This is a genomic window from Paenibacillus oryzisoli (assembly GCF_050467285.1).
Classification (GTDB): Bacteria; Bacillota; Bacilli; order Paenibacillales; family NBRC-103111; genus Paenibacillus_E; species Paenibacillus_E oryzisoli_A.
In genome coordinates, this window is sequence record NZ_JBCMUN010000022.1 from 1 (window position 1) to 22299 (window position 22299).

Genomic DNA, 22299 nt, shown 5'->3' on the forward strand with positions numbered 1-22299 from the left:
ACTGTGAGGCGCACTAAAAAAGTCTATCCCTAAGGATAGACGCAATCGGCTTAATATACAATTCTTTTTGCTTTCAGAAACGTTTTTTTCCAATATGCTTTATTGATATTCGTGATCTGTACGCCGTTCTTCGGCTCAGGAGATGCATGCAGCATACGCATATTACCGATATAAATGCCGACATGTCCAACGGTACGATTCGATTTAAAGCGGCCCGGCACGTAGAAAAACATCAGATCTCCTTTACGCAGAGACTTCCGGCTGACCAAATTGCCTCGCGTGCCTTGCTGGCGCGCCACCCGCGGCAGACTAACCCCGTACTTGCCGTATACATACTGCGTGAAGGTCGAGCAATCGAAGCGTCCTGTTTTCGGATACGGCCCCGTTCCAAAACGGTATTTCACCCCGAGATACTGCTTGCCTTTTCGAATCATCGCATTGATATTCACATTCTTCAGCACAGGGACGACCTGGTCATTGCCCAAATCTGTCCAAGCCGGCAGGGCTTGATCCAATAATGGAACAGCGGCTTCCGCATCCTCGTCCCCACGGAATGGATCGGCCGGGTCATCGCTAAAATCCAAATCGGGCGAAGTGCCGGCCGGATCAGGGGCATCCTCGTTCGGCGGTGTCGAAATGGTCGAAGGATGGATGCGCAATTCCTGATTTTTCACCTCGAAGGACATATCGTCCTGGAACAAATCCCCAACCGCCGAAACAGGCAAATAGGCATTGTCGCCTTCTTGGACGACCGACTGTCCCAGCTGGATTTCAGCACCGTCTTTTACCGCTTTGTTCGTATTCATGATCAGTTCGAAATTCGCATCATTATCGCCAATCTGCAGCTTTGTGTGGCCATCTTCCCAATTGGATTTGTAATTTAGCGTTTGAATGAGCTGTGAGACCGGAATATAGTTGGTGTTGCCGATCACCTTAATTGGAATGACCGCATCTTCGTTGGTGCCTTGAGCGATGATACCGCCGCCCCGCTGCGATAAGCTGCGCGCCGAATTGCCGTTCGTTGTCGACTGAGCCTTGGGCTTCGCCGTGGGCGACGGGCTGCTGCTCGGGCTTGCGCCATCCTTCCCACAGGCTGTAACCGTCAAGAGTGCAACAGCCATACCGCCAGCCGCCGCTGCTTTCCATATCCTCCACATGCGCTTCTCTCTCCTTCAGGAATCCATTGTCATCCTTCATAGAGTGAAGCAAGCGAGGAGCAAATATGCGCCAATTCTTGGCCAGCGGCATGGTGCTTAATGGAAAGAAGTTGGTTGATCAAGCAGAGCGAAAGAGCCCTGCGATCCAGTTAAAAAAGTCGCCCAATATCGGTATCAATCCGATCCCGTGCTGACCAATCGCAACAATGGCATAGGCCGATTCACCAATCCCGACGACACCGAGCGCAGTTTGACCAATGGCGACCGCGCCTAGCGCTGCTTCTCCGATGGCAACAGCGCCCGCGGCCCAATGTCCAATGGCGACCGCACCTGCGGATAGAAAACCGGAGACCGCAACGGCCCCTCCCGACAAGTAATGCGAGACCGCAACGGCGCCCAAAGACAACAGCCAAGAAATCGCGACGGCTCCAATCGATACGAGCCCGAAGGCTACGCCTCCAGCTGAAATCAGACCAATCGCGATATCCCCGACTGCGATAAGCCCGATGGCCACCTTTTTCCTGCCCGTGTGCGCCCCTCCGATCCGTATACTGATCAGCGGCAGCGACTGCGAGGGCCACTGATAATCAATCTCCCGCTGATTCCATCTGCTCGTCTCCCACATCCCGTTATGCCAGCTCCGTTTGTGCATTGTACGTAACCTCCAATGTATCACCGTTTAACTTCGTTATGTTTAAGCATAACATGTCTTTAGGGCTTGTTGAACCGTCCGAAGGTCCTTGTGGACTCGGTCTCGGGACGGAGCTTTATTCAAAAGGGAGCCCCGCGGCCAACCGCAGTTGGTTCGCAAGCCAGTTATAGTAGACCTTCTGCTCTTGTAACTTGGTCGTTGTTACGACGTCGCCTTGACACTCTTTTTGCGCCTCGTCCGCTTGTAGCCAAGCCGGTCCAATCCACGTATGAATAATCGTATTCGCCACTCCCGGGTCTAATTTCAAGCTTTCTTCCTCCGCTCTTTGCAAGGTGAAGCCTTGCTGTTGGTTACTGCTCAGAATCTTAACCAGCTTGTTCGCATAATTAGGATCTACAGCCCATCCCGCGGTAGCGATCGCCTGGATCTGTTCCATTTCCGTCGCCTTGCATCTGACATCGGCATAACGTCCATTTTGCAGGATAAAATCCACATACCCCGCAACAGGGTCATCATACTTGATGTAAAAGCCTCCTTCTGAGGCAGGGCGGGGCGTACCCTTCAAGGACTCACTCATATAAGGCTGCCAGGTCTGGCCAGCGATATTGTTGTTGATGTGCAGGTTTGAACTCGTAAAGTTGCCGGTTTCAAGCTGCCACTGGGCTAAAATGACTGTCGGAAACCAGCCTGTATCCAAACTGGCCTCCTTCGCCTTGTTCCACCAATTAATCATGTTCATTTGGATGTACCACCGACTTTACTTTTGATTAGACGAATCGCTTCTCGCAATGGCTTGGGGAGCGGCAGCCCCAGCTTGCCGTAATTTTCACTGATCGAAATCAATTCGTTCGCTAAAAATGAATAAATAGCCCCCTGCATAATTATCGTCGTTCCCTGAACCTGGTCAAGCCGATGCGCAAGCATGATCGCGGTAAACATGAGCGCTTTTTTAATAAGCCCCCAAAAACCAATGCTGCTCTGCGGCTGACCCGATTTAATCATGGCAAGGACGCCGGTGATATAGTCGACACCTGCGGCTATCGCCAATAACACTAACAAACTCGTCCACCCCCCGAATGCATAGGCTCCCAATGCTACAAACAACGTCGACGCGATACTTTTTTCCATCCTCAACCACCTCCTTTTCTAATTACCAAGTTGGCTGCGAAAATCGTAAAGCCCTCGAACATGTATTTTTCGAAACGTTATGAGAATGAAAAAGACGACTGAACCGAATACACGGATAGCCGTCTTTATACACAAATAGTATGATTGCTTCCGCCTACGTACCTAAAAGCGCTGTTCTTAAATCCAGCCAATGTTGGCCCTTGCGATCCTTCGTCGTGTCGATCACCGTATCAGGTGCCCATGAAGGCGCTGCCGTAGACAGCACTGTATAAATGTCTGTGATTGCCTGTCTCAACTCAATTAAATGGACCGCCCTTATGTTTGTGGCCGATGCCCCGTTCGTCCAGTCTTGAATCGAAGCATCTGTCCATGTTGCTACGGCCAAGCCCCGCGCCTGTCGGATAGCGTTAATCTTTGTTCGCAAATCATCAATCGTACGCTTGCTTATCGCCGTATCGTCTGAGGCAATTACAGTAGGCCACGAAACGGCCTGAATAGTAAATGCCGCTGTCCCGCTCCACGTCCCCCAATCCTTTCCATCGTATGCTCTGATTCTGACGTAACGTGGGCCCGTTGTTATGTCTGCCTGAGGTGTATAGTAGCCCGTCGACCCGCTCGATAGACTTGTTGCGCTCCACCCCGACGAAACCGCGCTTGATGTAGTGTCAAGCAGAATTGACGAGAAATCATTTGCTGCACTTATTTGAATTTGAAAATTAGTCAATGTGGCGTCGTTGGCGTCTGTAACCGTAAATTTGAATTTAGGGCGCTTGTTTAGCGTATAGCCGGATGACGAGAGATTGACGGACGTTGACACGGGATAACTATTTGTGGTGAATGTCGTATAGTTCAACGTGCTGACGTTTCCAGCGTTGTCCATATAGGTTACACCCCATCTATATTGCGTCGCAGGCGTTAGCCCCGTTAAGCTATTTGTCAGCCCTACAACGGATTTAGGATAGCCTAGGACGTTAGCCCACGATGAGCCGTTCCACTGCTGCAAATAAAGGGTTGTGAGCAACAGGCCAGAGGATGGAGCCGGATCGTTAAAGGCTGACCATGAAACGCCGTTTGATGTTGCGTATAACACTCCGTTTGTTTGCGTTGGTGAGTTTGGCGCTGTCGTATCCGTTGAGACTGTAGAAACAGGGCTACTTAAACTCCAGTTACCCGCGTTATCTTGATAAACCACAAAAACGCGATACTGCGTATTGGGCGTGAGTCCCGTTATTGTGTATGACGTTTGTCCCACAGCTAGCCAATTCGTTTGAAGTCGCACGCTTGCCATAGTTTCAACGCATACATAACCGCCGCCATTCTGCCCAGAGCTTGGCACGTTATCACTAAATGCGGAAAATGTTATTGCAGCAGTTGTGCCTGTTACCGTTCCGATTGTGTGGGTTGGTTGGTTAGGAGCTACAGTATCAATAACAGTCGGCGTACTTCTCCCGCCGTAATTCGGATCGGGGCTTGTGCCGTTGGCTATATTGATTGCCCCCGATGAATCCCATACACGCATTCTGAAGTAGTAGCTACCATCCGACGTTATCGCCCCCGCCGGAATTGTATAGCTTGTTGCTGAACTCGCTATATAGCCCGAACTCCATAGAACTGCGTTATATGCAGAATTTGCAATCTCTACCTCAAACCCTGCTTGTGTGTCTCCGCTGTCGGGATCGCTAAACGTCCATGAAATTGTAGGCGTTCTCGTGTTTGCGTATGCTGTCGGGCTTGTTACTGTCGGAGCGTTTGGTACTGTATTAGCTGTATAGCTGTAAATACTAACACGTGTGGTTGTGACGGAGGCAAATGCCGCCCCCACACCTTTTGAATACCCTTCAATCGTTTGTGCTTGCATAGCGACGTTATACGTGGAAAAGAGTGCGCCTAAATCTGTAATGGCTGATACCGAAGTGCCGAAATTGGACACAGTATAGTGATACATAGAACCAGGCGCTTGATAATAAAAAGCATGAATATTTCCAGATGAATCCATTACAATCGTTTCCGTCGATGGATGAGTAAATGAAAAGGATGAAACTTGACTCCATGAACTGCCATCGTATTTATATATTCTGAGTGTAGCTATTAAATATGGATCAACAAAATAAATATTCCCATCCTTAGGGTTACGCAACAAATACGTATAGTATAATGAGTTTACCGCCATCCCAGAAGGAAGCCCGATGGGTGTAAACGCATTTGTGTTCATGTCTATAGACACAACATTAACGCCCGGATAAACGAAATATACACGCCAATCTTTTTCAACCATCGTGCGTACGTTTGCTCCGCCATAGCCAATAGCTGAAAATGCTGTATTCCATCCTCCGACCCACATTTTATCCTCGGAAGGGGAATCTTCACCGCTATCAACCCTATTTGTCGTCCCTACATATATCTTACCATTAGACGCAAGAAAAGCCGGACCAGTGTCCGCGTAGTACGAATATCCGAAATATTGTTGCCACCATCCGCCATTTGAATACGCTACAGAATTTGCGGAAGCACCGACTGGGATGGCTGTTAAGTCAATTCCGTAAACGTAGTAGTTTCCCCAGTTTCCATTTGAAACACGTGTGCTTAAAAGTTTAGTTCCGCTAACTGTCGTATTATATAATCCCCAGTTACCACTTTCTATGTACGTATGTAAATAGAAAGACGCCCCGTTGTCGGAAGAAACCCAAAATTCGATTCTATTACTCGACGCGGGATTCGCTCGAATAATATAAATCCATCCGTTAGATAAAACGCCGTAAGCTCCATTTACTTGTAATTGTGGGGAATTTCCGAAATCCAGTGTAATCTGATTAGAAGCACTCATGCTCTATTTCACCTTCCTTACGGCGCATATTTTTTAGCTAATGCAATTTGCGCCTCTACCCACTGCTTCGTCGCCGCATGCATCGCCGCAGTCGGATCGGCCGGCAGCGTAACCCCACTGCCCGTAAACACCGGATTATCCTTCGGCGCCTTCCCCGCTACCGCAGCATCCAAGGCATCCATGTTATCATCGATCAATGTTTTCAGATTCACATATGTCGTTGTCGGCGAACTGCGATCCACTTTGTTTAATCCTAAATTCGGTGTAGTAGGCGTAGCCATACCACATCACCCCCATGCAAGATAATCGAGCACTGTGTGCTCAAGCTGGTCAATCGTCAATGCCTCAACCTCTGAGACGGATAGAAAACGGAAGCGATAGATCACTTCAAGATGTGCCGGTAAAATGTCACCGACAGCCGCATACACGTCTGCCATGTTAGGAGGTGACCCGATCACATCCGAGAAGCTCACCGTAATTTGATAGGATGCAGGATCGGCGCTCACATCAATCGCGCCATTCTGATAGCTGCTTACTACCTTACGAAGCAGCTCAATCGTGACCGTCCCTGTCCCCCGAATTTTCGACTTAATCACGGACCGCCGTTGATCGTAGGGCTTCGTAATGTCCGTCGGGATGCCAAGAAAATCCTCCCAATACGAGAGACCCCAGGTTGCGCGATCGACAATTGCCTGATCCACAACATCACTCAAACTGCCGTTCAAATCGTCAATCTCGACACCTTCTGCCTGCACCAGCGCCCGGGTTTCGTAGATGTTTTCAAACATCTCCGGCAAGGAGCCCAGCATTTGCGCTCCCGCCGCACTTCCGATTTCAATCTCAATCACTCAGCGTCACCGTCCCGAGAACCGCCAATGCCCCGGCAGCAATGCCCACATTGCTCCCCGCTCCATTGAGCAATAGCGATGAGTAGTCTGCCACTCCCGCCACATTCAGCAGCATTGCGCCAACCTTCGCATATTTGACCGAGGGATCGGAGCTAAAGGCGATGCCGGCACAATATTCAGCCAAAGCAGCCGAAAAGTCAGCCTGCACCTGAGCCAGCGTACGCGAACCGTCAAGCGTAATCGTTCCCGTCACTTCAATCGCGACGCTCGTTGCAGCAGCCACCGTAACCGACGCGCCAATCGGCGCCTTCCCTTCGCCAACCCCCGCATTCGGATCCATATACGCCTGAACTTCATCAACAAGCGTTGAGCTTGCTGGCTGCTTGTTCGTATCCATGATAATGACTTTGACCGTTCCTGGTCCGTCCCACAACGGAATCACCTGCGCACCGCCTACGCCATCGACCTCCAGCGCCCATTTTTTATAATCCGCTTTGTTGCCGCTCGTTGTCGGTTCCCGAACCTCCGAGAAGAAACGCGCCCGATAACTGGCATCGCTCTCCCGCTCAGCGCCGGGAATGAGCACATCCGACAGGGTCGCACTCACCAATCCGGTAATGTAATCGATGGGCAGCATCGTGCCATAGTATTGATTTCCGACAACGCCTAGCGTCTCGCAACGCATTTCAAATTGGCCGGCAGCGATTTTCGAAAAGACCGCATACGTCACTCCGGAGATCGAAAACCGACTCCCGATGGGCACATCAAGCGGTACACCTGCAGCCCCTGCAAACACGCCCTTCCTTATTGCGTAAGTTGCTTGATTTCGCGTCAGGCCAAACGGTTCGGTTAAATCATCCAGATGCTCCTCCACAGCCGTTTGCGGAAATACGGAACGGAGTCCCATGTCCAACTCGACATAAAGCTGAGCAAGCTCGGAAGCCGCAGGCGCCAATGCATCATAGATCATACTCCCCTGGCGCTTGTCCACATCGTCCGGGATCCGATCTAACATACGTCCCAGAATGACCGCGTAACTTTGCGATTCATACATGCCATTACACCTCTTTTCTCGTTTCAAAATTTCCATAAGCCGTGATAACTGTAAACGTTACGATTGCGGAATCCCCGTTCAGACGAATCGTCAGATCCTCAATCGCTTTAATCCGATCATCTTGCAGCAGCGCCTCTTGAATCCGCCGATTGAGCTCGGTCCGAATAAAAACGGCACTCTTCCCAATCAGCGATTGGAACTCGCAACCGTAGTCGGGCCCATAAATCAAGTAGTTAAATCGCTCTGTCTGCAAAACTTTATAAACGGCTTGCCGCACCGCCTCCAGCCCGTCCACACGCCCAATGATTCGCCCCGCGACCGGATCAAGCGCATAGGTCAAGGATGGCTGCTCAGCTTGCTGCAGCGCCCTATTGCCAATTCCCCCAGAAGGAATCATGACGACACCACCCGATCCAAAATCAAAAACTGCTGCCCGCCCTGCAATCGAAGCAATATCAGATCGTCTCCAGCCTCAAGGCCGCGGCGAATGACCAGCGGTTCCGGCAGCGCCTCACTCTCTACCTGGTATGCCGTCAGACTCTCAGGCACAATCAAAAAATCCTCATCAAGCGCGAATCGTTGATCAACGAACACCTCTAGAGGATCAATCCCTGTGACCTTTGCAAAAAGGAGCTGCAGCGGCTTCCCCGCCTCCGTCGCCCCAACACCAACCTGTTTAATGAGGTTGTTCAGTTCCGCTATTTTTTTCATAGTCGTATATCCTCAATTCTAGTGACATGGTATGGTCGGCCCCGCTAAACTTATGCGTACATTCATCCACCAGAAAATAACTGTTCTGCCCGATTTCCCCGATATTGATCGATACAGAGCTACCGGCCCGCACCCGAATTTCTCCGATCGCATCTATGGAGAAGGTGCGCGTTTCGCGGTTTTTCAGCTCAATCAGGTTATCCAGCATCTGTTTAATCTGAGCTTCATTCAGCTTCTCATTTACCTTCTGATAAAATTGCAGCCGCCCCCACCTGGCAATGTTCCCGCTATCCTGTGCGACATACAGGTCACGCGATTTCGTCGTTTTATTGTCCTGAACGAGCTTGATGCGGTTGTATGTGTCGGAATCAATGGATCGCTGCATTTTATAATCGAGCGCAAGACTCTCATCCCCAATGGAAAAATCCAATTTCCAATCGTCAATATCCCGAAGCGCCAGCTCGCCGAAATCGTCGTAAAAAACGTAAGATCTCCCCGTGGCCACCGTCGTATCTGCCAAGGCGTCGCAAATCATATCCAGCAGCTTGGTGCCGTCCTCCAGCCTTTGCGGGAACTTGTGAACCGTATCGGCAAGCTTTCCTGTTTTCAGTTCCAGATCATCGGCAATCTTCTGAATAATCTCAGTGGCAGTCATATTTTTAAAAACATACGTCTCATTCCCCATCAAATACCGAACTTGATCGTAGGCGGTAATTTTGACGCCATTGTCCCGGCCATCGTCGACGACAAAAATGTAGCCATAGAACAGAGGCTGTCCCTGATACCGCAATCGCACGACATTACCCGGCGCATACTTAAAAGCATCACTCTCATAGAGCCCTCCCTTCAAGAGTGTAAAATCCAACCTGGAAGCCTTGCCAACCCTGCTAGTCTTCACCGTCACTTCGGCGAAAGGAGGTTCCCACATCATTCCGTCCCGATTGTCAATCTCTAACGTTAACATGGCAGCACCTCAATAGGCAGGGAGCTTGATTCGCGTGCCCGCCTTTAATTTTCTGACATCCGCGTCCGACAGCTTGTTCAGCTTCTGGATCTCCTGATACTTCGAACTGTCAGGATCCCCGTCAGTATTCAAATAAAACTTCATAGCCACTTGCGCGAGGGTCTCGCCGTCTTTCAGCATGTACGTATCCGGCCTGATGCGATCATCCGGCCGACGCTTGGGTTGGGGAATCGCAGCCGCTTCGCCATTGCTGTCCGTTTTGACCACCACTCTGCGTGCCGAATAGAACACATACTCCTTCAGCGACAACGAGTATTCCAGATCGCCGGAGCTCCCCGCATCCTCATTCCAACTGAACTTTTCAATGGAAGCAGGGAAATTAATATCTTGCCCCCGGAAATGCTGCTCAACCAGATGCTGCTCATAATGCGCGCCGTACACAAACCGAATCGGATGCTTGGTTGCCATCCATTTTTCAATCAACTTCACATAATACATCGGTTCAAAAAGCTGCTCACTCGTCACGAACGGGTACCACTTGGCCGGAAAAATGCCACTGAACGATACCTCCCTGAGCTTCGGGCTCGTGATGATGTTGATCTCACCGGCGCGCGTTTCCGCTGTTCCCCCGTTCGGCCCAATGATGTCATAGGTCTTGCCATTGCCGCTCGCCGTTAATTCAATCGTTTCGGGGTTGACCGGGATTTGGAACCCTTCCTCGTTGTTGTTGAAACTTAAGTGAATTTCATAACTCACGCGATCACCCCGCTCACGGAACTGGATACTTCCACCTGCAAAGCTTCCACGATCTGACCGAGCATATCCTCGACATCGCCTGTATTATTGTTATGAATATCCCCAGTCAGCTGTACAGTCGGCGTGAGGGAAACGAAGTTTTGAATGCTCTTCATCTCAGCCAGGTCGCGCATGACCTTCAGATCCTCGCTGGAGATGTCGACGGTGTCATTAATAGAGCCAACTTCGTTCACTCGATTAATGGTCGCGTTTTGATTCCAATTATCGAGTACAGACGTGTCCGCTCCTGGCATTTTGAACGAGAGATTTTTCATAAAATCCGAGCCACCGTTAAAGCCATAATCGAACTCGTTTTTGAGGTTTTTCTGATCCATTTTGGCAGCGGAGAAGTCCATTACATTCTTGTCGCTAGTCGGTTTTTCTATCTTGTCGAGAACACCCTGCATCTTATCACTAACACTGTGGATATTTTTTTCGTCGAGTAGCTGCACTGGTTGAAAATCTTTTCCAAACAAGCTACTGACAGCGCTCATCAGCCAGTTAAATCCTTTCAGAGCCACGTTTATTGCTGATATGATAGAGGTCATCAATCCTCCAGCAAAATCTTCAGCGCTTCTCACCATGTTTATCGCAAATAGCCCCCAAGACATTGCTAAATCATAAAAACGTTTTTGAATTGCATAGATGGGGTCAATAAATAAATTAACTAAAAATTCAGCTAGGCTGACAAAGTAATTCCATATGACAGCAACAATATTCCAAACCACCCCAACCAACACCATAAAGCTTCCCGCAATCGCCCCAACAATTTGAGCAGCGGTTACCCCGCACTGCAACAAAATAAAGATAACTGCTCCAATGGCAGCAGCAACAAGCAGAATCGGCCAATTAATCGCCAGCCAAGCCAATACTTGTGCAAAAAGCGGCGGCAACGCTGCAAATAAAGGAGGGATCATCGCCCATAGCTGCGGAATCAGGTATGTCACAACGGCTGCACCAATGGCAATCAAGATATTGCTAATCAGCGGCCAATGCGCCTGAATCACATTTGACAGTGCTAAAGCAGTTTGTACCAAAGTGCTGAAGATCATGGCTACACCTCGAATTGCGGAGGCAAAGGCGTCAAAATAAGGTTGAAACTTCCCGCTCTGAAAAGCCGTATTCAGCAGTTGCATCAGTGGGAGAAGCGCTGTAACAGCACCTTGCCCCGCTTCTGCCATGGAGCCTTTAAGATTATTTTTCAAAGCCTGTAACTGATTCGCGGGACTTGCCATCATTTTATCGTAGGCAGCTTGACCCATTTTCTGTTTTTCAAGCAACTGATCGAATGCCTTTAAGAATCCATCAATATCGCCTTTTTTACCTAAACTGTCCAATTTGTATTTGCTGACATCTGCCTTGGAGACGTTAAAATTCTTTTCCAGCGCCCCTGTATCCCCAGTCATCGCATCTTTCAGCGCCGATGATGATTGATCGAGCGTACTGCCGCCGCCGACACTTAACCTTTGAGCCATTGTGTTCATTTTGGATAGCTGATTCGTATTTTGCGCAACAGGGAGAAAAGAGAGCGTACTTTTCAGCGACTGACTGACATCCTGCCCTGCGGCGAGCGCTTCTTTTTTAAACTTTGCGAACATCGCTGCTCCGACCTGGTCGTTGCCAGTTCGCGCTTTAAATGTATTTGCCAACTGCTGCTCTTCCATACTTGCCGACATCGCACTTTTCGCCTGCTTCATGACAGCAGACAGCGTATTGGAGGACGCAACACTTTTAACGAAACCTACGAGTTTACTGCTTTTTCCAGGGTCAGCTTTCTCAGCCGCTTCTTTAACGGCTTCCTCCGCCTTTCCCCCAACAGCTCCACCCGCTCCCCCACCTGCGCTAGCAGCCTGAAGCAGCTCCGTAAGCTTTTTAACTTCACCGGTTAACGTATGCATCATGCTGCTCATTTCCTTAAGAAACGATTCCAGGGCGGAAGGAAAATTAAATTGGACTTCTGTCATAAACGTACCCATCATTTCAAAAAGCCGCTCGCGAAAATCATAGGCTTGCCTCATCGCTTTGGTGGTATCCAACCGCTCCATTACAACAATTTCCGGTTGTTTATATAAAGCCAGACTCGTACTAACCGTCGCCATCCCAACACTCCTTTCCCGCAAACAAAACGCCTCCAAGAGGCGTTTTATTTCCGAGTCTTTTTGGATTCGTCCGCCTCGCGTTTTGCAAAAACCTGGAGCGAAGCGAACACGAAGGCTCGCTCACTCCGAGGCAGCTGCAAAATTTCGTTAGGCAGCCTTCTTAACTTAAACAAGGCGTAGTACAGGAGGACAGCGGTCGGGTCCGGCTCGCACCGTTCCCCGTCCGTGCCCCATCCTCCCTCGATTAGTTTTTTGCCTCGTCGACCAGATCGTTCATGTCTTTATCGAAGCCGTTGATCTCCTGAACCTTGAGCAGCAGGTTCGCATATTCGCCGGCGAGCAGCATTTTGCGGATCAGCGTTTCCGCGCCGAGCACACCGTACGATTTTTGCAAATCCGCATCCTTCAGATTCGGGAATTTAACGCAAGCCACCGCGAGCTTGGACAAGTAATCCGTCTGATCCACTTCCGCCACCTGCTGGCCGCCCTTGCTTTTGCTTCGCTTTGTGGCGGACTTGCGAATTGCGTCGTTGTCTTCCTCCGTAATCGAACGGAGCACCCACGCGACCGGTCTGCCCTCGCTATCTTTAAAGCGTTCGGATACGACGAACTCCTCCGTCGTTTCCATGGCAACATTGCCAGCCAAAAATACGCTCATTTCACTCATGCCAGTACCCTCCTTCTATGAATTAGCCTAATTCAGGCGCAGAAAATTCCGTCGGCATATCCCAATCGTCGAATGTAAAGCTGACTTCTTCTTCCATCGCCTCAGATTCAACATCGAATGCAGCGATCGTGATTTCGTCCAGGTTGATGTTTTTGACCGTCGTCACCTGCTGGCCGATTGAAGAACTCGGATCTTCATTCGTCACCTGCACGTCAAAATATACGTCAACGCCATTTTTGGTGTATTCCAGCATCATTTTACGGAACAGCGAAGTGGTGTAATAAATCGTCATGCTGCCAGTTCCGCTGAAGCCATTGGCTTTGTTCTGCGTGCCGCGTTTGCCGAGCGTCTTGATTTCTTTCTTGTTTTTCTTGACCTTTGCCTCGAATTTCTTGGCATAAAACATCAGCTCAACCGAACCGTTAATCGTGGCATAAGCGCGGGCGGATTGCCCGGAAATCGTATCTTTGGCATAAAGGAAACTCATATTAGTTCACCTGTACTTTCGTATAAATTTTTTCGATGGCATCGACCGGCTGTACCGACACTTCAACGAGCACGCTATCTGCCGATACGCCCTGACCAATAACAATGTCCGTTTGCGAATTGAAGTTTTGCACGGCGCCAATCTCTTGCAAGGACTCCAGGTACTTCACATATTCGTTTTTCAGCAGGTTGCGACCATCGCTGTTGTTATCGAGTTTGCCGATATAAAAACGCTCAAAAATCCGCTTCAAATCGTTATTGATCGCATCCAATACGCGAAGCACACGGTTTTTGGCGAACACCGGTCCCTTCGTCACGGTAAACGACGTCAACGCGTTAATATCTTGCTCCACGATCGCCTGGCCGTTGTTGTGAGTGAACAAGAACTCGCCGGATTTGAGCGCCGTTTCGATTTGGCTGTTCGTGTATCTCGGGTTCGCATCCACCGCATCGTCGTAAGCATGGTAAGTGAGCGTTTCATTCACTTGCGCTGCGGCTGCGGCCCCTGCTACCCACGCGGTGGCTGACACTGCATCCAGATGCGTCCCATCGCTTAAAATAACCCCGTTTTTGACGGAGATCACGCCTTCGTAATCCGCCGCAGGATAGTTCGCGAGGACAGCTTGAATTTTCTTGCCCTCGTCATCCCTCAAACGCTTGGCAAATGCCGCATACGTCGCTTTCAGCGCCGCATCGCTCGACGGCAACGCAATCGTCTGAAAATCGTAAACCTCAATCGCTGTCAAATAATCGATGTGGTCGGCATTCGTCACCGTACCGTCGGCTCCGCCGGTCAAGGCTGCGCCGGCTGTAGCGGTCAGATCGCCTTCCCCGCTCCAATCGATCCAAGCATTCGCCGCAAGCTCCGCAATGGTGCCAACGATCTGCTTGTCCACAACCTCCGAACTGAGCAGCGTCGTCACGTCAAATTTGGAAGGCGAATCGACGTTCGGCTGAATCGTCACTTTCAGTTGATTGCCGCGCTCCCCGCCGTGCTTCGCTGTAGCCGTCAGGTCTTCCACCGTAACCGCCGCTTTCGTTCCGCTGTTCAAGCGATAGAGCAGCAGTGTGCCAGCCCGCTTCAGCGCTTCTTTGACCAAGACAAGCTTGCTGTCCGTCACCTCATAACCAAGCAGCGCCTTGACATTGTCACCTGCATGAATTTCAAGCACTTGCTTAGCCGCGCCCCAGCTCAGTGTCAGAGCCATCGTCGCGATCCCGCGATCTCCCAGCGTGCCCAGCGTGCTGCTGCTTGCGAAATTAAAATATGCGCCCGGGCGCACCTTATTTTGAATTGTAAAAGTTCCACCTGCCATCTTACTCCACCGTCCTTTTCAAAAATGTAGTTACAATCTGTTCCACCTGTTGATGGGTGTAGCTTTCGCCGTCTGCGAGCTGAGATTTCAGCACATCTTTCAACGTCCCTGCCCACCGGGTCGAGCGCAATAACTGCTCTTTCGTAAATACGGGCTCTCGTCCCGCTTCATGTTCCTGGTTCATACGCGAACCTCCTGTTCAAGCTTCATCGTCTGCGGAAGCACCGCTTTCTCTCGCATCACATGAACATCCGCCGTTACGTAAAAGCGGAGGACATCCTCAGCAATTTCATACTTCATCGTGTGCAAGCGAAAGGTTTGTCCACCTGCCTCCATGTTCACCAGCGGCTCAAAAAGCTGCTCAGCCACGCCCCGGCAATCGGCCTTTTTCGTCAAGCTCTCCGGCTCCGGATAGAAGGAAATGCAAAACTGCATGACGCGCTTGCTTCTCCGATCCAAACCGCCGATTTGCTCGCTGCTCGTCAACGTGACCAACAGATACGATTCCTGGCTGCCAGGCTCCTCTGTATGAACCGGAACCCCAGTCACCGTCTCGCCGAGGCAAGCTGCAATGCCTGCCATAATCTGATCAACAATGATCGTTCATCACCTCCTTAGCGAACTTACGTTCGCATCTTACACTATATAGGGGCATGCGTGCGACAAACTAACTTTTTGTAAGTAGCAACTTTCGGATATGCTCCATCTTCTGCTCGGCTCGCTGGTAATGCGTACGCACAGTGCGAATTGTAATGTTTAATTCCCGCGCAACCTGTTCCCAACTGAATTCAAATCCGATGTGCAAAATGTAGCACTGACGCTCTCGCTCCGAGAGTGCCGCCATGGCATCGTGCAGGCCGAACTCCTCTTTGGCCGTGAGCTCGCGCACGGAATCCGCAACGGGAACACCTGTAAAACTCTCAAACCAGCTGGGGTCCCACACTTTGGTCAGCTCATAGACCGATCGGCGTTCTACACCCCTGCGATTGCCAGGCGCCCGCCCTGTGCGAAGCCAAAGCACGATGTACTCACAATCGCCGATCATCTCGGCGAGCAGTTTTTGATCCTCTTGACGTTCTGCCTGCTCCTTCATAGCCGTGAGATTCTGAACGGTTTTCATATATTGCAGCAGCAAATCATGCAGACTCAATGAAATCCACCTCCAGATTAGCTCTGCTGTCATCTAGATCAGTGCCGTCCTCCAACTTCTGAATGTTTTTCACATACACCCCGATTCCAGTGCCCGAAGCAAGATCCTCCGCCGCAAAATAAAGCGACACCCGCCCATACATTCCGGCAAAAATGTCATTGGAATTCAGAATCGGCTGGAAGTCCCTATCCACGATCCCTGGCTTTTCATCGGGCTTGGCTGTCGCCGTCAATACCCAGTGCCCATGGCATACCTGATCTGCCATCGAGTCGCCATCGCGAACAGGGCTCGATACTGTCAAGCAGTTCGTCTCTTTCCAACGAACCCGAACACCTTCTTCAATCGCACCGTGAACGGCTGCATCCATTTTTCGCTTCGTTGCCGCATCTGACTTGGGAATGAGCACCGTGATAAGATACGCTGTTCCATTCTCCCGATTGCGATTGCCAGAAGGCTGCAGCTTGAGCTGGATGAATCTCACCTTTCCAGTAATCACTCTTTGTTTATCATGAATATTTAGCATTGTAGTCCCTCCGTTATTCTCATCTTGTATTCCCGACATTATATCTAGTGTTCAGAACCAAACATACGTTCTTATACCCAAAAATGTACAGTATCCACGACATTTTGTCCAAACCGATTCTGAGCGATTTTTGCCCATTTTTACAGGAATCTCCCATTCTAGCTCTGAAACTCCATATATTCCCTTAATATAACTTGTATTTCCGTCTTTTTAGTGTTGCCCTCCCGACTTCCACTCGTTATACTAGACTCAATAGTCGGAATAACCGACATGAAAGCGAGGATCCCATCATGTCCATAGGCGCCAACATCAAGCGATTTCGTAAAGAACGGAAATTAACGCAAGTCGAACTGGCCGAGAAGTCCAGTCTCTCTCGTTCGTATCTTGCCGATATTGAAGGAGATCGGTACAATCCAAGTGTAGAGACGCTCAAATCCATCGCAGAAGCGTTGAACATCCCCACGCATCATCTCCTGGATGAAGACAACGCACCGCCGCCGGATTGGGCAACGTCCAAAGATTTGCGGGATTTTAAAAAAATGCTGCTCGAAGATGCGCCTGTCATGTTTGACGGGGTTCCGCTGGATCAGGACGATAAAGACAAAGTGATGAAAGTAATGGAAGCGATTTTCTGGGATGCCAAGAAGAAAAACAAGAGGAAGCCTATCGAAGAGTAGCGGAGGACCTGAATGGACGAACTTATTTATAAGCTAATTCGCAAATATAAAACGAATAATCCATTCGAGCTGGCCAAATGCCTGAATATCAACGTGGTGTTCCACGATCTCGGCGACAACACCCGCGGGTTCTACACCAAAAAGCTGCGCCGACGCTATATTGTGATTCATAATCAACTGGATGAAAACTGGCAGCGTTTCGTCTGCGCGCACGAACTCGCCCATGACAGGCTGCATCCCGGCATCAGCCGTTTTTGGATAGACGAGTCCTCCTTCTTTGTCGCAGGCAAATTTGAAAGACAAGCCAATCGGTTTGCGATCCGGCTGCTGACCGCGGGAGATTCTCCGCAGCAGGGGGAGTCGCTGCAAAGCTTTTTTAACCGGCATAACATACCGGAGAGTATGGAGGCTTTTTATTAGCGCGCCTTGGAGCGAGGCCGGTGTGATAAAAAGCTGTAACAGGCGCCACAACGCTTATTGCCTCGAAAAACGAGCATTTTTTATTCTAACGGTTGCCGCAACGCTTATTTCTATGAAATCTGGTGAAATCAGGCTGATTTCGTACAAATAAGCTCCGTGGCGACCGTTACAGTTTGAAATGGCGGATTTTGCGCCAAATAGCCGCTGTGGCGACCGTTAGCGCCAGCAACGTAAGCATCGTGCCCTCTCCGTCCCCCGCACGCAACCGCTGTTCCCGCTACGGCAGTCCGCATATATTAGAAGCCTGCGCCACAAAAAAATACGTGCCCGCGCGACTTGAGGAAGCAATCCCCTAAGTCATTGCGGACACGTATTTTACACACCAGGAAGCTTGAAGACATTGCTTTGAATTATCAAAGCTTATCCGATGCTTCCTTCCATCTCAAATTTTATCAATCTATTCATCTCAACCGCATATTCCATCGGCAGCTCTTTCGTGAACGGCTCGATGAAGCCCATAACGATCATTTGCGTCGCCTCGGCTTCGGTTAGACCACGGCTCATGAGGTAGAACAATTGGTCCTCAGACACCTTGGAAACCGTTGCTTCGTGCTCAAGCGTAATGTTATCGTTCATGATTTCGTTGTACGGAATCGTATCCGACGTCGATTCGTTATCCAGGATCAGCGTGTCGCACTTGATGTTCGCTTTGGAACCTTGGGAGTTGCGTCCGAAGGAAGCGAGACCACGGTACGTTACTTTACCGCCGTGCTTGGAGATCGATTTGGATACGATCGTGGATGTTGTATCCGGTGCAAGGTGCGTCATTTTCGCGCCTGCGTCTTGGTGTTGGCCTTTACCCGCAACCGCGATGGAAAGCACCATACCTTTCGCGCCGCGGCCTTTAAGCACAACAGCCGGATATTTCATCGTCAGCTTGGAACCGATGTTGCCGTCGACCCATTCCATGGTCGCGCCTTCTTCAGCAACCGCACGTTTGGTCACGAGGTTGTAGATGTTTGGCGCCCAGTTTTGGATCGTTGTATAACGCGCACGGGAGTTCTTCAGACACACGATTTCAACGACCGCGGAGTGCAAGGAGTTCGTGCTGTAGATCGGCGCTGTGCAGCCTTCTACGTAGTGCACGAAGCTCTCTTCGTCGGTGATGATGAGCGTACGCTCGAATTGCCCCATGTTCTCGGAGTTGATGCGGAAGTAAGCCTGCAAAGGCACTTCGCATTTGACGCCTTTTGGCACGTAGATGAACGAGCCTCCGGACCAAACGGCGCTGTTCAGCGCAGCGAATTTGTTATCGGACGGAGGAATGACCGTACCGAAGTATTGTCTGAAAAGCTCAGGGTACTCGCGCAAGGCAGAGTCGGTATCCATGAAGATAACCCCTTGATCTTCCAGCTCTTTTTGCATGCTGTGGTAAACAACCTCGGATTCGTACTGCGCGGATACGCCCGCTAGGAACTTTTGCTCCGCTTCCGGAATACCGAGCTTATCGAACGTTTCCTTAATTTCCGTAGGAACTTCTTCCCATGTTTTCCCTTGCTTCTCGGATGGACGCACGTAGTACTGAATGTCGTTAAAGTCCAGATCGTCCATGTTGCCGCCCCAACGCGGCATCGGCATTTTGAAGAATTGCTCCAAGGACTTCAAGCGGAACTCCAGCATCCACTCCGGCTCGCCCTTAATTCTTGAGATTTCTTCAACGATTTCACGAGTCAAACCTTTGCCCGATTGGAAAATGGCTTTGTGCTCATCCCGAAAACCATACTTATACTCTTCAAGATCCGGCATTTGTTTCGCCATGGTTGATTCCTCCTTCATGTGTAATGTTTATATGTGGTTCACGAAAAAAATGTGCTAGTGTTCGGTTTTGTGCGTATGCTCGATCCCTTTGCGCAGTGCGTTCCAGGCCAGCGTGGCACATTTGATTCTCGCAGGGAATTTATTGACGCCGGACAGCGCCTCAATGTCCTCGTACTCGAATTCGACCGGCTCCCCCTTCATCAAAGAAGAGAAATCCTCCGCCATCTTCAATGCCTCTTCAAGCGACTTGCCTTTAACGGCATCCGTCATCATCGAAGCGGAAGACATGGAGATGGAGCAGCCTTCTCCAGTGAACTTCGCCAGTTTGACAATCCCGTCTTCCACCTGCATTTGAAGCGAAATTTTATCGCCGCAGGTCGGATTGTTCAAGTCGATCGTTACGGCTTCATCCGATTCAAATTTCCCCCGATTACGAGGCGTTTTATAGTGATCCATGATCACGCGACGGTACAAGTCATCCAATTGCATGGCCGAAGTACTCCTTTGTCTTTTGTAAGGCCATCACGAGACGGTCTATATCCTCTTCCGTATTGTAGAGATAAAAGCTTGCGCGTGCCGTCGAGCTGACTTCCAGCCATCTCATCAGCGGCTGGCAGCAGTGGTGGCCTGCACGAATGGCGATGCCTTCCGCGTCCAGCACCGTAGCCACGTCGTGCGGATGCACGTCGCCGAGGTTGAACGTCACAAGCCCCGCACGATTCGTCGTCGGTCCGTAAACCGTCAAATCCTCGAGCTGCGTCATGCGCTCCAGCGCATACTGCGTAAGCTGAACGTCATGCTGATACACGTTCTCCATGCCGACTTCCTGCAGGAAGTCGATCGCCGCGCCAAGCCCTACAGCGCCGGCGATAATCGGCGTGCCGCCCTCGAATTTCCAAGGAAGCTCCTTCCATGTGGAATTGTACAAATCCACATGGTCGATCATTTCGCCGCCGAACTCAACCGGCTCCATTTCTTCGAGCAGCGCCTTCTTCCCATACAATGCCCCGATTCCGGTCGGCGCACACATTTTATGGCCGGACAGCGCGTAGAAATCGCAATCCAGATCCTGCACATCCACTTTCATGTGCGGCGTGCTTTGCGCACCGTCGACAACCATTTTCGCACCGTGCTTGTGGGCGATCTTCGCGATGTCCTTCACAGGATTCACGACGCCGAGCACGTTGGAAATGTAGACAACCGAAACGATTTTGGTGCGATCTGTAATCGTGCTTTCCACATCCGCCAGCGCAATCGAGCCGTCCGGCTGAAGCGGAATATATTTTAATGTAGCGCCCGTCGCCTTAGCGGCTTGCTGCCAAGGAATCAGGTTGCTGTGGTGCTCCATCGGCGTAATGACGATTTCGTCGCCTTCTTTCAGCACCGAGCGCGCATAGCTGGACGCTACAAGATTGATGGCCGTAGTCGTACCTCTGGTAAAAATAATTTCCTGCTCGCTGGCTGCGCCGATGAACTTCGCCACTTTGGCTCTAGCTCCTTCGTACGCATCCGTTGCCCTGGAGCCGAGGGTATGAACACCGCGATGAACGTTAGCATTATCCCATTCATAGTAATGCTTCAGTGCCTCGATCACCTGAATCGGCTTCTGGGAGGTAGCAGCGCTGTCCAAATACACCAGGGGATGACCATTCACTTCTTGCTTTAAAATGGGAAATAGTTCACGTATCTCGGCTGTATTCATTGTCCCAGCTTCCTCTCCACTAAGCTTTGCAGCTGATCTTCAACGCTTTGCAACGGAATCTCGGACACGATTGGCGCCAAGAAACCGTAGATGATCAGACGTTGAGCCTCTTCCTTCGTAATCCCGCGCGACATCAGGTAGTGAACCTGCTCCGCATTGACTTGGCCTACGCTCGCAGCATGGCCAGCTTTTACATCATCTTCATCGATCAAAAGAATCGGATTCGCGTCCCCGCGAGCTTTCGGGCTCAGCATAAGCACTTTCTCCGTTTGTTGGCCGTTACAGCCTGTTGCGCCCTTCTCGATCTTCGTGATGCCGTTGATGATCGCCGTCGCGCCGTCACGCATAACCGCACGCGTAATCATATCGCTCGTGGATGCTTTGCCCCAGTGAACGGCGCGTGTCGTCAGGTTCAGCTTCTGCTCTTGCGTGCCGACACAGATCACTTTCGCATCGGAGTCGGAGCCTTTGCCGCGCAAAATCGACGTCGTATCGGACATCGAGTTGCCAAAGTTCAGCTCGCCGACAACCCACGCGATCGCGGAATCGTCTTCGAGAATCGCACGGCGGTAAGTCAGGTCGGTCACGGACTCTTCCATGCTGTGCACGGAGGAATAGTTCACGCGAGCGCCCGGTTTCGTGAAGACTTCCACGACGCCGTTTTGTACGAGCGCAGCACCGCCGACAGCGGATACGTAATTTTCAACAAAGCTTACAGAACTGAATTGCTCAGCTACGATCAAAATATGCGGCGCAAACGTCGCTTCCGCATCGTCCGCGATGAACAGCGCTTGAAGCGGAGCTTCAACCACGACATTTTTCGGAACGTAGATGAAGACCCCGCCGTTCCACAGCGCCGCATGCGTCGCCGTCACTTGATTTTCGTTTGCTTCAACGGCTTTCATGAAGTAAGGCTTCACGAGGTCCGCATGCTCGCGTACCGCTGTTTCGAGATCGGTGAAGATCACACCCTGCGCTTTCAGCGCTTCGGACACTTGCGTGAACACGATGCCGGAGTTGCGCTGCACGATCAAGTTCTCTCCGCCAGCCAACCCTTGGCTGACAGCTGGAAGTGCATCCACAGACGCCACAGGCGACTGGGCTTTATAGGAACCGTAGGAGGAAATGCTCCAGCGGTCGATTCTTGTTTTTTCAAGCGTTGGTAAGTCCAACGAATTCGCCAGGGAGAGACCTTCGGAACGAAGTGTCGTCATCCATTCCGGTTCTTGTTTGCTTCTGGAAAGCTCAAGCACCGAGTTCGAATCGATGGATAGGGTCGTTTGATTGCTCATAATATCCTCCTGATTA

26 protein-coding genes are annotated in these 22299 nt (G+C 50.6%); 2 read left to right on the forward strand and 24 right to left on the reverse strand.

The features are described 5' to 3' along the window. Positions 1-50 precede the first annotated feature (50 nt). From ABE504_RS29340 to ABE504_RS29435, 20 genes are all read right to left on the reverse strand, one after another. Positions 51-1157, reverse strand: a complete 1107-nt coding sequence (locus ABE504_RS29340) for an NlpC/P60 family protein (protein WP_430095745.1) — start codon at positions 1155-1157, stop codon at positions 51-53. 118 nt (positions 1158-1275) lie between these two features. Then, positions 1276-1809, reverse strand: coding sequence for a hypothetical protein (locus tag ABE504_RS29345; protein WP_430095747.1), 534 nt, complete (start codon positions 1807-1809; stop codon positions 1276-1278). 115 nt (positions 1810-1924) lie between these two features. Further along, a complete protein-coding gene (locus ABE504_RS29350) occupies positions 1925-2548 on the reverse strand; it encodes a glucosaminidase domain-containing protein (RefSeq protein WP_430095749.1) in 624 nt (207 codons plus the stop codon). Beyond that, positions 2545-2937, reverse strand: a complete 393-nt coding sequence (locus ABE504_RS29355; RefSeq protein WP_126141659.1) for a phage holin family protein — start codon at positions 2935-2937, stop codon at positions 2545-2547. Before ABE504_RS29355 ends, ABE504_RS29350 begins: the two co-directional genes overlap by 4 nt. Before the next feature lie 154 nt (positions 2938-3091). Further along, entirely contained in the window at positions 3092-5761 is a 2670-nt protein-coding gene (locus ABE504_RS29360) for a hypothetical protein (protein WP_430095752.1), read from the reverse strand. 17 nt (positions 5762-5778) lie between these two features. Further along, the gene (locus ABE504_RS29365; protein ID WP_430095755.1) at positions 5779-6042 is read right to left on the reverse strand and encodes a hypothetical protein; all 264 of its coding nucleotides are present in this window, start codon (positions 6040-6042) and stop codon (positions 5779-5781) included. 6 nt (positions 6043-6048) lie between these two features. Continuing rightward, entirely contained in the window at positions 6049-6609 is a 561-nt protein-coding gene (locus ABE504_RS29370) for a putative phage tail protein (protein WP_430095758.1), read from the reverse strand. After that, positions 6602-7663, reverse strand: coding sequence for a baseplate J/gp47 family protein (locus ABE504_RS29375; RefSeq protein ID WP_430095760.1), 1062 nt, complete (start codon positions 7661-7663; stop codon positions 6602-6604). The genes ABE504_RS29370 and ABE504_RS29375 overlap by 8 nt, the downstream gene beginning before the upstream one ends. A gap of 4 nt (positions 7664-7667) precedes the next feature. After that, a complete protein-coding gene (locus ABE504_RS29380; RefSeq protein WP_430095762.1) occupies positions 7668-8060 on the reverse strand; it encodes a DUF2634 domain-containing protein in 393 nt (130 codons plus the stop codon). Next, positions 8057-8374 (reverse strand): DUF2577 domain-containing protein, encoded by a 318-nt coding sequence (locus tag ABE504_RS29385; RefSeq protein ID WP_430095765.1) that lies wholly within the window; start codon positions 8372-8374, stop codon positions 8057-8059. Before ABE504_RS29385 ends, ABE504_RS29380 begins: the two co-directional genes overlap by 4 nt. Next, entirely contained in the window at positions 8340-9338 is a 999-nt protein-coding gene (locus ABE504_RS29390; protein ID WP_430095768.1) for an XkdQ/YqbQ family protein, read from the reverse strand. Before ABE504_RS29390 ends, ABE504_RS29385 begins: the two co-directional genes overlap by 35 nt. 9 nt (positions 9339-9347) lie before the next feature. Further along, positions 9348-10094, reverse strand: coding sequence for a LysM peptidoglycan-binding domain-containing protein (locus ABE504_RS29395; RefSeq protein ID WP_430095771.1), 747 nt, complete (start codon positions 10092-10094; stop codon positions 9348-9350). Then, positions 10091-12232: a hypothetical protein gene (locus ABE504_RS29400; RefSeq protein ID WP_430095773.1), complete on the reverse strand. Its 2142-nt coding sequence runs from the start codon at positions 12230-12232 to the stop codon at positions 10091-10093. Before ABE504_RS29400 ends, ABE504_RS29395 begins: the two co-directional genes overlap by 4 nt. Before the next feature lie 244 nt (positions 12233-12476). Beyond that, positions 12477-12899 carry a phage tail assembly chaperone gene (locus ABE504_RS29405; RefSeq protein ID WP_430095775.1) on the reverse strand — a complete coding sequence of 141 codons (423 nt, stop codon included), beginning with the start codon at positions 12897-12899 and terminating at the stop codon, positions 12477-12479. Between the two features lie 22 nt (positions 12900-12921). Further along, positions 12922-13386: a phage tail tube protein gene (locus ABE504_RS29410; protein WP_430095777.1), complete on the reverse strand. Its 465-nt coding sequence runs from the start codon at positions 13384-13386 to the stop codon at positions 12922-12924. Position 13387: 1 nt separating this feature from the next. Beyond that, positions 13388-14701 carry a phage tail sheath family protein gene (locus ABE504_RS29415; RefSeq protein ID WP_430095779.1) on the reverse strand — a complete coding sequence of 438 codons (1314 nt, stop codon included), beginning with the start codon at positions 14699-14701 and terminating at the stop codon, positions 13388-13390. Position 14702: 1 nt separating this feature from the next. Next, positions 14703-14885, reverse strand: coding sequence for a hypothetical protein (locus ABE504_RS29420; protein ID WP_430095781.1), 183 nt, complete (start codon positions 14883-14885; stop codon positions 14703-14705). Beyond that, a complete protein-coding gene (locus ABE504_RS29425; protein ID WP_430095784.1) occupies positions 14882-15283 on the reverse strand; it encodes a phage tail terminator family protein in 402 nt (133 codons plus the stop codon). The genes ABE504_RS29420 and ABE504_RS29425 overlap by 4 nt, the downstream gene beginning before the upstream one ends. Before the next feature lie 85 nt (positions 15284-15368). Continuing rightward, positions 15369-15851 (reverse strand): sigma factor-like helix-turn-helix DNA-binding protein, encoded by a 483-nt coding sequence (locus tag ABE504_RS29430; RefSeq protein WP_430095787.1) that lies wholly within the window; start codon positions 15849-15851, stop codon positions 15369-15371. Beyond that, positions 15838-16374 (reverse strand): ssDNA-binding protein, encoded by a 537-nt coding sequence (locus ABE504_RS29435; RefSeq protein ID WP_430095789.1) that lies wholly within the window; start codon positions 16372-16374, stop codon positions 15838-15840. Before ABE504_RS29435 ends, ABE504_RS29430 begins: the two co-directional genes overlap by 14 nt. A 290-nt stretch (positions 16375-16664) precedes the next feature. Between ABE504_RS29435 and ABE504_RS29440 the strand changes: the two genes are divergently transcribed. Together ABE504_RS29440 and ABE504_RS29445 are read left to right on the forward strand one after the other, a co-directional pair. Beyond that, positions 16665-17051, forward strand: coding sequence for a helix-turn-helix domain-containing protein (locus tag ABE504_RS29440; protein ID WP_430095792.1), 387 nt, complete (start codon positions 16665-16667; stop codon positions 17049-17051). Positions 17052-17063: 12 nt separating this feature from the next. Then, entirely contained in the window at positions 17064-17471 is a 408-nt protein-coding gene (locus tag ABE504_RS29445) for an ImmA/IrrE family metallo-endopeptidase (RefSeq protein WP_430095794.1), read from the forward strand. 420 nt (positions 17472-17891) lie between these two features. On the opposite strand, the gene sufB is transcribed toward ABE504_RS29445, so the two are convergent. From sufB to sufD, 4 genes are read right to left on the reverse strand one after another with little or no spacing between them, the layout of a single operon-like run. After that, the gene (sufB, locus tag ABE504_RS29450) at positions 17892-19289 is read right to left on the reverse strand and encodes a Fe-S cluster assembly protein SufB (protein WP_430095796.1); all 1398 of its coding nucleotides are present in this window, start codon (positions 19287-19289) and stop codon (positions 17892-17894) included. Positions 19290-19343: 54 nt separating this feature from the next. Then, positions 19344-19778: a Fe-S cluster assembly sulfur transfer protein SufU gene (gene sufU / locus ABE504_RS29455; RefSeq protein WP_430095799.1), complete on the reverse strand. Its 435-nt coding sequence runs from the start codon at positions 19776-19778 to the stop codon at positions 19344-19346. After that, complete coding sequence (locus ABE504_RS29460) at positions 19765-20991, reverse strand: cysteine desulfurase (protein WP_430095802.1); 1227 nt, start codon at positions 20989-20991, stop codon at positions 19765-19767. Before ABE504_RS29460 ends, sufU begins: the two co-directional genes overlap by 14 nt. Then, complete coding sequence (gene sufD / locus ABE504_RS29465) at positions 20988-22283, reverse strand: Fe-S cluster assembly protein SufD (protein WP_430095805.1); 1296 nt, start codon at positions 22281-22283, stop codon at positions 20988-20990. The genes ABE504_RS29460 and sufD overlap by 4 nt, the downstream gene beginning before the upstream one ends. Between the last annotated feature and the right edge of the window lie 16 nt (positions 22284-22299).